This window comes from Mycobacterium sp. NPDC050853 (assembly GCF_040653875.1).
GTDB lineage: Bacteria > Actinomycetota > Actinomycetes > Mycobacteriales > Mycobacteriaceae > Mycobacterium.
Genome location: NZ_JBFAGW010000001.1, coordinates 373,423 through 384,444, shown reverse-complemented (window position 1 = coordinate 384,444; position 11,022 = coordinate 373,423). Strand labels below are relative to the sequence as shown.

At 65.3% G+C, this 11,022-nt stretch carries 12 protein-coding genes; 8 read left to right on the top strand and 4 right to left on the bottom strand.

Annotated features, from left to right (window positions below; all coding sequences use genetic code 11):
* Positions 1 to 64 precede the first annotated feature (64 nt).
* On the top strand, positions 65 to 859 hold the full coding sequence (locus AB0H22_RS01915; RefSeq protein ID WP_180748503.1) for a biotin--[acetyl-CoA-carboxylase] ligase: 795 nt from the start codon (positions 65 to 67) through the stop codon (positions 857 to 859).
* Between the two features lie 11 nt (positions 860 to 870).
* Entirely contained in the window at positions 871 to 1,428 is a 558-nt protein-coding gene (locus AB0H22_RS01910) for a PH domain-containing protein (protein WP_180748502.1), read from the top strand.
* Here the strand turns inward: AB0H22_RS01910 and AB0H22_RS01905 are convergent.
* Positions 1,344 to 2,075: a GtrA family protein gene (locus tag AB0H22_RS01905; protein WP_180748501.1), complete on the bottom strand. Its 732-nt coding sequence runs from the start codon at positions 2,073 to 2,075 to the stop codon at positions 1,344 to 1,346. The genes AB0H22_RS01910 and AB0H22_RS01905 overlap by 85 nt on opposite strands.
* Positions 2,076 to 2,232: 157 nt before the next feature.
* Between AB0H22_RS01905 and AB0H22_RS01900 the strand changes: the two genes are divergently transcribed.
* The 3 genes from AB0H22_RS01900 to AB0H22_RS01890 are packed head-to-tail and all read left to right on the top strand — an operon-like array spanning position 2,233 to position 5,168.
* Positions 2,233 to 3,441 (top strand): 5-(carboxyamino)imidazole ribonucleotide synthase, encoded by a 1,209-nt coding sequence (locus AB0H22_RS01900; protein ID WP_358144403.1) that lies wholly within the window; start codon positions 2,233 to 2,235, stop codon positions 3,439 to 3,441.
* A 2-nt stretch (positions 3,442 to 3,443) separates the two neighbouring features.
* On the top strand, positions 3,444 to 3,953 hold the full coding sequence (gene purE, locus AB0H22_RS01895) for a 5-(carboxyamino)imidazole ribonucleotide mutase (protein ID WP_219602557.1): 510 nt from the start codon (positions 3,444 to 3,446) through the stop codon (positions 3,951 to 3,953).
* 51 nt (positions 3,954 to 4,004) lie between these two features.
* The gene (locus AB0H22_RS01890) at positions 4,005 to 5,168 is read left to right on the top strand and encodes an acyl-CoA dehydrogenase (RefSeq protein WP_180749689.1); all 1,164 of its coding nucleotides are present in this window, start codon (positions 4,005 to 4,007) and stop codon (positions 5,166 to 5,168) included.
* A gap of 71 nt (positions 5,169 to 5,239) precedes the next feature.
* Here AB0H22_RS01890 and AB0H22_RS01885 read toward each other — a convergent pair whose 3' ends face one another.
* Positions 5,240 to 5,923: a TIGR03089 family protein gene (locus AB0H22_RS01885; protein ID WP_358145997.1), complete on the bottom strand. Its 684-nt coding sequence runs from the start codon at positions 5,921 to 5,923 to the stop codon at positions 5,240 to 5,242.
* The gene (locus AB0H22_RS01880; RefSeq protein WP_255485715.1) at positions 5,920 to 7,329 is read right to left on the bottom strand and encodes an LCP family protein; all 1,410 of its coding nucleotides are present in this window, start codon (positions 7,327 to 7,329) and stop codon (positions 5,920 to 5,922) included. The genes AB0H22_RS01885 and AB0H22_RS01880 overlap by 4 nt, the downstream gene beginning before the upstream one ends.
* 195 nt (positions 7,330 to 7,524) lie before the next feature.
* On the opposite strand from AB0H22_RS01880, the gene rfbD reads away from it, so the two are divergent.
* The 3 genes from rfbD to AB0H22_RS01865 all read left to right on the top strand — a co-directional run bounded on the left by rfbD (position 7,525) and on the right by AB0H22_RS01865 (position 10,422).
* A complete protein-coding gene (rfbD, locus tag AB0H22_RS01875; RefSeq protein WP_180748498.1) occupies positions 7,525 to 8,379 on the top strand; it encodes a dTDP-4-dehydrorhamnose reductase in 855 nt (284 codons plus the stop codon).
* Between the two features lie 98 nt (positions 8,380 to 8,477).
* The gene (locus AB0H22_RS01870; protein ID WP_358145995.1) at positions 8,478 to 9,341 is read left to right on the top strand and encodes a glycosyltransferase family 2 protein; all 864 of its coding nucleotides are present in this window, start codon (positions 8,478 to 8,480) and stop codon (positions 9,339 to 9,341) included.
* A 1-nt stretch (position 9,342) separates the two neighbouring features.
* Positions 9,343 to 10,422, top strand: coding sequence for an NDP-sugar synthase (locus AB0H22_RS01865; protein ID WP_180748497.1), 1,080 nt, complete (start codon positions 9,343 to 9,345; stop codon positions 10,420 to 10,422).
* 33 nt (positions 10,423 to 10,455) lie between these two features.
* Here the strand turns inward: AB0H22_RS01865 and AB0H22_RS01860 are convergent, their stop codons facing one another.
* A complete protein-coding gene (locus AB0H22_RS01860) occupies positions 10,456 to 10,998 on the bottom strand; it encodes an NUDIX hydrolase (protein ID WP_358144400.1) in 543 nt (180 codons plus the stop codon).
* Positions 10,999 to 11,022: the final 24 nt, after the last annotated feature.

Sequence of the window (11,022 nt, the reverse complement as noted above, 5' to 3'; positions counted from 1 at the left end):
ATAAAAGCTGTGCGCTCATGGACGTTCGCTCCACACTGCGCGGCTCGGGCCCTAGGCTGGGTGCGTGACTTCGGACAGACTCACCCTCACCGACAGCCCCGGCGGACAGTGGCGCCGAATCGACATCGTCGACGAAACGGGCTCCACCAACGCCGATCTGGTGGCGCGCGCGGCGGCGGGGGAGGACATCGACGGTGTCGTCCTGCTCGCCGAACACCAGACCGCCGGGCGCGGGCGCCACGGCCGAAACTGGGGCGCACCCGCATACACGCAGTTGTCGATGTCGGTAGGCATCGCCGTCGGCGACGTGCCCTCGGACCGATGGGGGTTGGTCCCACTGCTTGCCGGAGTCGCCATCGTCGACGCGGTCGCGGAAGCGACCGGTGTTCAGGCCGGACTCAAATGGCCCAACGACGTGCTCGTCGACGGGCGCAAGTTGTGCGGAATCCTCGCCGAGGTCGCGTCTCCTCAGCAGGCCATCGTGGTCGGTCTTGGGCTCAACGCGACGTTCACCGAACATGAGCTGCCCGACCCCAATGCCACGTCGCTGGCGATCCTCGGCTGGGCTGATCCAGACCGCAACGAGTTGGCCCGCGCGGTCCTGCGTGAGCTCGGCGGCCGCATCGAGCATTGGCGGGCCGCACGGGGCGTCGATCAGCAGCTGCTCGAGGACTACCGCTCCCGCAGTGTCACCCTGGGAGCGCGGGTGCGCGCCGAACTGCCGGGCGACCGTGAACTGGTCGGCATCGCGGTCGGGCTCGGCGAGAACGGGCAACTACGGATCGAGGGCGCCGACGGTGCCGTTACCGCGGTGACGGCGGGCGACATTACGCATTTGCGTACGTCAGAAGACCAGTAAAGTCGCTCAACGTGGGGTATCCGGAGAACGTACTCGCCGATGACGAGCAGGTGGTGTTGCACCGCCATCCGCACTGGAAGCGACTGATCGGGCCGGCGCTGGTGCTGATCCTGTCCACGGGTGCCGCGGCCTTCGTCGCCGCGATGGTCGATAACACCGATTGGCAGCCCACCGCGAAGAACGTCGTGATGATCGCCATCGGCGTGGTGTGGTTGGTGCTGGTCGGCTGGCTGAGCGTATGGCCGTTCCTGAACTGGCTGACCACGCACTTCGTCATCACCGACCGCCGCGTGATGTTCCGCCACGGATTGTTGAGCCGCTCGGGTATCGACATCCCGTTGGCGCGTGTCAACAGCGTCGAATTCCGGCACGGCCTGATCGACAGGATTCTGCGCACCGGCACGCTGATCATCGAATCGGCGTCACAGGACCCGTTGGAGTTTCATGAGATACCGCGAGTGGAATACGTCCACTCGCTGCTGTATCACGAGGTCTTCGACACCCTCGGTTCGGAGGAGGGCGACAGTCGCTCCACCGGTCGTGGCCGGGACCGGCCACCCGCCACATGATGCGCTGAGCCGTATAGGCCGCGGCCGACCTCGGTGCCGTAATGCACTGCGGACCCGTTGGGCAGTCCTGGAGCCGGCTGCAGCGTGGTGGCGTTGTCGTCTTCTTCGATATCGCCCTGGGCGTCGCCGGTATCGACCAGAGCCACCGGGACGTCTGACCGTCCGAATTCGTCGGGGAACACCCAGCGGCGGAAGGCCCAGAACCGGAAGGCCATCTGGAGCAGGTTGCCGATGATGTATGCGCTGATGAAGTCGGCGATGTTCTCGACCGTCAGGCTGACGTTCGGTACGCGCAGTTCGAAGACGTAACTCGACACCCACAGCGGAATCATGGCGATGAGCACGCCTATACCGCTGACCGCGAAGAACAGCAGCGCCTCGTGATGCCGCTCACGGCCGCCGCGGTCCCGGAAACTCCACTCCCTGTTGAGGATGTAGGAGGCGATGACGGCGATGATGCCGGAGATGATCTTCGCAGTGAGGGGCTTGGACTCCAGGACCGTGAGCTTGAGCCCGTAGAAGATGCCGAAGTCGATGATGAACGTGGTGGCTCCGACGATGCCGAACTTGATCAGCTCGTGGTGCCGCTCGGCAACAGGCCGGATGAACCGGGGCAGCCGGGCGATGGTGGCATCGGCGAAAGACACAAATGGCGAGTGTACGGAAGATGGTGTGGCAGCGCGAAGCGGTCCGTGAACCCCGTTGGGTACGGGCGTATATCTGATCGTCGAATCCTGGCTGCCAATGGCGACGGGGACCGACCGTTCTCGCTGGGCCGCGCAGCCAGCATGACAACATATGTCTGTGTCCGAAACTCCCGTGGTCACCATGATCGGTGGTGGTCAGCTGGCCCGTATGACCCATCAGGCGTCGATAGCACTCGGTCAGACGCTGCGGGTGCTGGCTCACGCGGCCGATGAGCCGGCGGCTCAAGTCACCCCCGATGTGGTGCTCGGTTCGCATACCGACCTGGACGACCTGCGTCGCGCGGCCAAGGGTGCCACCGTGTTGACCTTCGATCACGAACACGTACCCACCGATTTTCTTGCAACCCTGCAGAGCGAGGGCGTCAACGTGCAGCCACCGCCGTCCGCCCTCATCTACGCGCAGGACAAGACGTTCATGCGGCGCAAACTCAAGAGCATTGGCGCTCCGGTGCCGGCCTTCGCGGAGATCCTGACCGTTTCCGATGTCGAGCGGTTCGCGGCCGAAACGGGCGGCTCGGTTGTGTTGAAGGCGGTACGCGGCGGATATGACGGCCGCGGTGTGTGGATCACCAACGATCTCGACGAGGCGCGCACCGTGGCCGCCGAGCAGCTGGCCGCCGGTGTAGAGCTACTAGCCGAGGAGCGCGTCGATATGCGGCGTGAACTGTCGGCCATGGTCGCCCGTTCGCCATTTGGGCAGGGTGCCGCCTGGCCCGTGGTGGAAACCGTTCAGCGGGATGGGATTTGCGCCGTGGTCGTTGCGCCGGCACCCGAGCTCCCCGAGGAGCGGGCGATGGAGGCCGAGCAGCTCGCGCTTCGGATCGCCACCGAGCTCGGTGTGACTGGGTGTCTCGCCGTGGAGCTGTTCGAAACGAAGGACGGCCGACTACTGGTCAATGAATTGGCAATGCGACCGCACAACTCCGGGCATTGGAGCATGGACGGTGCGCGGACCGGGCAATTCGAACAGCACCTCCGTGCGGTGCTTGATTACCCGCTCGGCTCCACCGAACCCCTTGCCCCCGTGACCGTCATGGCCAACGTGCTTGGCGCGCAAGAGACGCCCGTGATGTCACTTGATGAACGGATGCACCACTTGATGGGTCGCATCCCGGAGGCAAAGGTGCACCTGTACGGCAAGGGCGAGCGCCCGGGCCGCAAGCTCGGGCATGTGAATATTCAAGGCCGCGTGGATGGTTCACTAGCAGATCCGCAGTATGTGGCCGAGGTGCGGGAGCGTGCCGAGCGGGCCGCGCACTGGTTATCGCACGCGGTGTGGACAGACGGATGGACGGAAGGGCACTAGAGATGGTGAGCGCACGGGTCGGCCTGATCATGGGTAGCGACAGCGACTGGTCGGTGATGTCGGATGCCGCGAATGCCTTGGCGGAGTTCGAGATTCCTTTCGAAGTGGGCGTTGTCTCGGCGCACCGGACGCCGGGGCGCATGCTGGAGTATGCGCAGTCGGCGGCAGAACGCGGTCTCGACGTGATCATCGCCGGGGCCGGCGGTGCCGCACATCTACCCGGCATGGTGGCCTCGGCCACCCCGCTGCCGGTGATCGGCGTTCCGGTGCCGTTGGCGCGCCTGGACGGCCTTGATTCGCTGCTCTCGATTGTGCAGATGCCCGCTGGTGTGCCGGTGGCGACGGTGTCCATCGGCGGGGCCCGCAACGCCGGGCTGCTGGCGGCACGGATCCTCGGGGTGTCCGATACCGCGCTGCGGGAGAAGGTCGTTGCCTTCCAGGCGAGCATGGAAGCAACCGTTCTGGAGAAAGACGAGGCGCTGCGGCGCAGACTGATGGGCGACCAAATTTGACCTTGCCGTACAGTTAATGCCGACTAACTCTGATTGACCCTGGAGGGCGTGATGGCTGGGAACCCGTCGTTTGACCTGTTCAAATTGGCTGAAGAGCACGACGAGCTGCGTGCGGCGATCCGGGGATTGGCCGAGAAAGAGATCGCCCCGCACGCCAAGGACGTCGACGAGAAGCCGCGCTTCCCCCAGGAGGCGCTTGACGCGCTGGTCGCGTCGGGCTTCAACGCGGTGCACGTTCCCGAGGAGTACGACGGGCAGGGTGCCGACAGTGTCGCCGCCTGCATCGTCATCGAAGAGGTTGCGCGGGTCTGTGCTTCTTCGTCGCTGATTCCCGCGGTGAACAAGCTGGGCACCATGGGGCTGATTCTCAGTGGTTCCGAAGAGCTGAAGCGGCAGGTGCTGCCGTCGATCGCTAACGGTGAGGCCATGGCCTCGTACGCGCTGTCCGAACGCGAGGCCGGTAGCGACGCGGCCGCCATGCGCACCCGCGCGAAGGCCGACGGCGACGATTGGGTTATCAACGGTTCGAAGTGCTGGATCACCAACGGCGGAAAGTCGTCCTGGTACACCGTCATGGCGGTGACCGACCCCGATAAGAAGGCCAGCGGGATCTCGGCGTTCATGGTGCACAAGGACGACGAGGGATTCACCGTAGGTCCGCTGGAGCACAAGCTCGGCATCAAGGGTTCGCCGACGGCCGAGCTGTACTTCGAGAACTGTCGCATCCCGGGTGACCGGATCATCGGCGAGCCGGGCACCGGGTTCAAGACCGCGCTGCAGACGCTGGACCACACCCGTCCGACCATCGGTGCCCAGGCGCTCGGCATCGCCCAAGGTGCGCTGGATCAGGCGATCGCATACACCAAGGACCGCAAGCAGTTTGGCAAGTCGATCAGCGATTTCCAAGGTGTGCAGTTCATGCTGGCCGATATGGCGATGAAGGTCGAGGCCGCGCGCCTGATGGTGTACACCGCCGCGGCCCGCGCCGAGCGCGGCGAGAAGAACCTGGGCTTCATCTCCTCGGCATCGAAGTGCTTCGCCAGCGATGTGGCCATGGAGGTCACCACCGATGCCGTGCAGCTGTTCGGCGGCGCCGGATACACCACCGACTTCCCGGTGGAGCGCATGATGCGCGATGCGAAGATCACCCAGATCTACGAGGGCACCAACCAGATTCAGCGCGTTGTCATGAGCCGCGCGCTGCTGTCTTCCTAATCTCTTCCGCCGAACGCGCAACTACGCACTGGTCTACTTGCGAAATGTGTGCGTACTAGCGCGTTCGGCGCCTAGAGGGGCTTCGTCACCTTCTCGGAGAGAACCCTTCGTTCCTGCGCGGCAGGGTCGGGGTTGGCCACCTGAACCAGCGACGCTCCGGGGATGAGCACCGCCAGCAGATTGGCGATCAGCGCGTCACCGGAATCCCAAGGGCCCGAGCTCAGCACCCGATCCTCGGCCGTGATGCCCTGTGCTGCGGCACTTTCCCGTGCGGCGGCAGCAATCTCGTCGACGCCGCGACCGTTTAGTGCAGCCCCGGCGCCGGCGGGGGAGAACCGGTCCCCATGCACCCGGACTGCCGTCGAATAGTCGGTCAACCCCAGTGGCAGGTCGGGCACCGGGCGCCCGAATGCGTCGAGGGACAGTACGCACACCTCATCGGCATCCGGCTCATCACCGAGCCTGCAGAACGCCACGTCGGCCGAGCTGTCTCCGCCGAGCACCACTTCCGCACCGGCCCACCAGATTCCGAGGAGCACACCCGCGGTCTGCCAATGCGCGGGCAGCCGCACCGCGGCCGTGGACCCAGGTCCCGCGCCGAACTCGTCGCGCAACATGTTGGCGGTCTTGGCGGCCCAATTGGCGAGCGTCACCGTCGAGAGCTCGATGCGTTCGCCGGTGGCGTCGTCGTAGTAAGTGATCCGCGGTGCCGGACTATTCAAGTCGCCCAGCAGCAATGACGTGAGGTTCATCAGTTGACGCAGCGCGGGCCGTTGGCCGCGGTGAAGATGGGCGACGGCGGAGGTGGAGGCGTCGCTTCCTCGGTGTATCCGGTCTCCGACGAGGACGCCGGTGTGGTGTCGCGGCCAGACCCGGGACCGTGGTAATCGCTGGACAGCACCACCCGTACGGTGCGTTCGGGGAGCCCCTGCTTCTGCACGACCTGCAACCCCAGTATCTCGCCCACTGCCTTGGCGCCCACGTCGTCTTGTTTCGCGGCCTGGACCTGGCTGCTGCCCGCGTGCTCGCTGTCGTTGTTACCAACCTTGCCGGCGGTGAATCCCTTACCTACCAACAGTTCCGAAACAGCGGCAGCCAGGCCGTTGATCTCGGTCTCATTGACGACCTCGGCAGTCGTTTGATCCTTGGAATAGGTGGCCTCTTCGGTCCTGCCCTCAGCCTGCTGATCCAGCAGGCCGGACACCCAGTTGCGTACCTGGTCGGCGTCCACCTTGACGACGCTTTGCGTCCCGTCCTCGGTCCAACCGTCCTCGCGCAGGATCGGGATGGTCGCGAACGCGATGTTCCCTCCGGACAACTTCTGCAGCTGCTGGATGAAGTCCATGACATTCCAGCCCTCGCTGAGCACCACGGTGCGGGTGATCGCATCGCGCAGCTTGCCCAAGGTGGTGGGATTGGTCAACGTGCCTCCCGAGAGCGCCGAATGCGCCAAGGACGACATCACCACCTGCTGGCGGACCACTCGATCGAGGTCGCCGCGGGGCAGGTCGTGGCGTTGCCGCACGAAGCTCAATGCATTCGGCCCATCGAGTGTCTGCGGGCCGGCGGGGAAGTCGGCGCCCGACATAGGTTCGTAGACAGCCTCGTTGAGACACACGCCGACTCCACCAAGCGCGTCGGTCATCAGTACGAACCCGAGCATGCTGACCTCGGCGTAGCGGTCGACGGTCACGCCGGTCAGCTTGGCCACGGTCTGGGTCAGCGCCGCACGCCCCGCATCCACTGACTCGCGCTCAGCGGCCTCCAGCGTCTCGCCGGATTCGACGCGCTTCTGCCGATCGTTCTCCTTGGCTTCGCCGTAGACGCCGTTGATTTTTCCCTTGCTGCCGTCCGGGACGGTGACATAGGAGTCGCGGGGGATGGAGATCGCAGTTGCCGATTTTCCGTTGTTGGGGATGCGGATGAGAATGATGGTGTCGGTGTTCGTGGCGGTCTCATCACCAGCGCGCAACATCGCCAGTTCGTCCTGCGAGAGCGGATTGCCGTGCGCATCGCTACGGCTGTCGACGCCCACCATCAGGATGTCAATTGCGCCGTCATCGGGTCTGGCCGCATTACCGAACAGGCCAGGAAGATCGAACCGGGCGATGGTCGGATCGATGTTGCCGATCTGTCCCCAGGCTGCCCCGGTGACCACCATGACGGCGACCGCGGCCAGAGTCGCGATACCCCGCCACAGGGGACGCGGTGTCTCTGTCTGCGTCTCCGTCACGGTGGGTTCGTTCCTTTCCGGGCCCGGGTCTTCACCGGGCAAAAACATCTCAAGCCTCGTCAAGGCTACGTCGGCCGACCGTGCATCCTTTGGAAGCGAACCCCGGCGTGCCAGACTCGGGGCGTGCTCGTCATCACCGGAGCGGGTGGTCAACTCGGCTCTCACCTTATTGCCCGTGCCAGGTCTCGCGACATTGCGATCCGTGCGCTGACATCGTCTGATTGGGATATTACCCGGGACGATGTGGCCGACGGGGTGGTTGCTGCAGGGGATACCGTCGTCAACTGCGCCGCCTACACCGCCGTGGACGCCGCGGAAACGGACGAGGCCAGGGCGTATGCGGTGAACGCCGACGGTGCCGCCAGGGTGGCGCAGGCATGTCGTGACGTTGGCGCCAGGTTGATCCATGTCTCCACCGACTACGTGTTCGGTGGAGAGTTCGGTGACGGTAGCCCACGCCCGTACCGCCCGGATGACGCCACGGCTCCCAATAGTGTGTACGCACGTACCAAGTTCGCCGGAGAGCAGGCTGTCCACGCTGTCCTACCAACAGCTCACGTGGTGCGTACGGCGTGGGTCTACACGGGTGTTGGTGGCGATTTCGTCGGCGTCATGAGGCGACTGGCCGCTGGGGACGGGCCTGTGCGGGTGGTGACGGACCAGACCGGGTCGCCGACGTATGCCGCAGATCTGGCCGATGCCCTCCTGGACTTGGCTGCCTCTTCGGTAGACGCACCACTCCTGCACGCGGCCGGGGGTGGGGTGGTTAATCGGTTCGACTGGGCGAGGGCGGTGTTCGAGCTGGTAGGAGCCGACAGCGCACGAGTTCAACCCTGCCTCTCCGCGGATATGCCGCGCCCCGCGCCGCGGCCGGTGTACTCGGCGCTCGACGGCAGCCAGTGGGCCGAATTGGGTCTGCCGCCGCTGCGGCATTGGCGTGACGCATTGGCTGAGGCGCTGGCCACAAACGATGTATAGGTACCCTCTAGCACCGTGACTGGATCCTCTGCGCAAGCGGCTCATCGGTGACTGATTCTCTTCGCGCAAGCGGCTCATCGGTGACTGACCAGCTTGCCGTGGTGACGGTGACCTACTCGCCTGGCGAGCATCTGCACCGTTTCCTGACGACGCTGCGCCATGCCACGAATCGTCCACTGCGGGTGATCCTGGCCGATAACGGCTCTGTCGATGGAGCGCCCGAGGCCGCTTCCACGGAGTCCGATGTCGAGCTGCTCCGCACCGGGGGCAATGTCGGCTACGGGAAGGCCGCCAACCTGGGGGTCGCCCAGGTCGATCCGGATGCCGAATGGATTGTGATCGCCAACCCCGATGTGCAATGGGGTCCGGGCAGCCTCGACGCACTGCTGGAGGTTGCGCAGCGTTGGCCGGCCGCTGGCGCGCTGGGCCCGCTGATTCGTGAGCCCGACGGCACGGTGTATCCCTCCGCGCGGGTGGTGCCGACCCTGATGGGAGGCGGCCTTCATGCGCTGCTGGGCTCGGTGTGGCCATCAAATCCCTGGACCGCGGCCTACCGTCAGGACCGGCTGGAACCGTCCGAGCGCGTTGTCGGATGGCTGTCGGGATCTTGCCTGCTGCTCCGGCGTAAGGCCTTCGATGCCATCGGCGGATTCGATACGCGGTACTTCATGTACATGGAGGACGTCGATCTAGGGGACCGGCTCGCACGTGCGGGCTGGCAGAACGTGTACGCGCCCGCCGCGGAGGTGGTGCACGCAAAAGGTCATGCAGCCGGACGTGATCCCGCGCGGAGCCTCAACGCTCACCACGACAGTGTCTACATCTTCCAGGCGGACCGGCATCCGCACTGGTGGCAGGCGCCGTTGCGCTGGAGCATCCGGGGTGCGTTGGCGGCCCGATCGGCCGTCGTGGTGCGCGCGGCGATCCGCGCCAATCGGCGCCAGCAGAAGCAAGGAGAGTGATATGTCTGACCATATGAAAGCCGATGCCGTCATCCTGGTGGGAGGGCAGGGCACCCGGTTACGCCCGCTGACGCTCTCGGCGCCCAAGCCGATGCTGCCGATTGCCGGGTTCCCCTTCCTGACGCATGTGCTGTCGCGGGTCGCGGCGGCGGGTATCGACCATGTCGTGCTCGGGACTTCCTACAAGGCCGAGGTCTTCGAGTCGGAATTCGGTGACGGGTCCAAGCTCGGGCTCTCGATCACATATGTCACCGAGACGGAACCGTTGGGTACCGGTGGTGCCATCCGGAACGTGCTGGAGCACCTGCGCCATGACACCACCTTGGTCTTCAACGGCGACGTGTTGTCCGGCCTGGATCTGAAACATCTCCTCGCGCACCATGAACAGACCCATGCAGACCTGACGTTGCACTTGGTGCGGGTTGGCGACCCGCGTGCGTTCGGTTGTGTGCCTACCGATTCCGACGGTCGTGTCACCGCATTTCTGGAGAAGACCGAGGATCCCCCCACCGATCAGATCAACGCCGGATGCTACGTGTTCCGGCGCGAGCTGATCGAGCAGATTCCTTCGGGCAGACCGGTTTCGGTTGAGCGGGAGGTCTTTCCGGGACTGCTGAGCGGCGGTGCCAAGGTGTGCGGATTCGTCGACACCAGCTATTGGCGTGATATGGGAACTCCCGAGGACTTCGTGCGCGGCTCGGCCGATCTGGTCCGCGGTATCGCGCCGTCTCCGGCGATTCCTGAGCATCACGGGGAGGCGTTGGTGCACGACGGTGCCTCGGTGGCGCCCGGCGCGGTGGTGATTGGTGGCACCGTGGTGGGTCGGGGTGCCGAGATCGGTCCGGGGGCGCGGCTGGACGGTGCGGTGGTGTTCGACGGTGCTCGCATCGAAGCGGGTGCCGTAGTGGAACGTTCGATCATCGGGTTCGGCGCACGCATTGGTCCGCGGGCATTGGTGCGGGACGGCGTGATCGGTGACGGTGCCGATATCGGTGCGCGCTGCGAGCTGCTGCGTGGCGCCCGGGTGTGGCCCGGAATCACCATTCCAGACGGCGGCATCCGGTACTCCTCGGACGTCTAGCACCGTTGCTGCGCAACGGGGACCGACACCGCGTTACACGCGGCGGGCGCGGGCTCGTTGCGACAACGTGACGACCGACGGATCGTCGTCCGGAACCTGGTCGATGGGCCACCAACGCAGGTCGAGTGATTCGTCGCTGACGGTGATCTGCGCGCCCTCCGGTGCGTGCGCGAGGAACTGCAGATCGAGGTGGCGCGTCGGCACGCCCAGCGAGCAGGTGATCGGATGTACATGTACCCCAAGTAGATTCGGGTCGAGGAGAAGGCCCCCGATGCCGGACTCTTCGGTGGCCTCCCGCAGGGCGGCGGCCTGGATGGTGGTGTCCTCCTCCTCGCAGTGGCCGCCGAGCTGGAGCCACTTACCCACCCGAGGGTGCAGAGTCAGCAGCGCCTTCGATCCGTCGTCGCTGACCACCAGGGCCGAGGCGGTGATATGGCCGGCGACACAGCGACGACGGCAGGCGTCCGGATTGGCGTCGAGAAACGCCAGCACGGCGTGCCGCAGACTGTCCTGTTCCTCATTCGGAGCCTCCCATGAGGAGAGCAATTCGATGGTGGACCCATGTAGCCCGCTCATGCTCGACGTTCCTCGCCCGAGTGG

Coding starts and splice junctions, on each gene's coding strand:
- purE (WP_219602557.1), top strand. CDS start 3,444: ATGGTGAGCGCACGGGTCGGCCTGATCATGGGTAGCGACAGCGACTGG.
- AB0H22_RS01890 (WP_180749689.1), top strand. CDS start 4,005: ATGGCTGGGAACCCGTCGTTTGACCTGTTCAAATTGGCTGAAGAGCAC.
- AB0H22_RS01880 (WP_255485715.1), bottom strand. CDS start 7,329: ATGGTGGTCACCGGGGCAGCCTGGGGACAGATCGGCAACATCGATCCG.
- AB0H22_RS01865 (WP_180748497.1), top strand. CDS start 9,343: ATGTCTGACCATATGAAAGCCGATGCCGTCATCCTGGTGGGAGGGCAG.
- AB0H22_RS01860 (WP_358144400.1), bottom strand. CDS start 10,998: ATGAGCGGGCTACATGGGTCCACCATCGAATTGCTCTCCTCATGGGAG.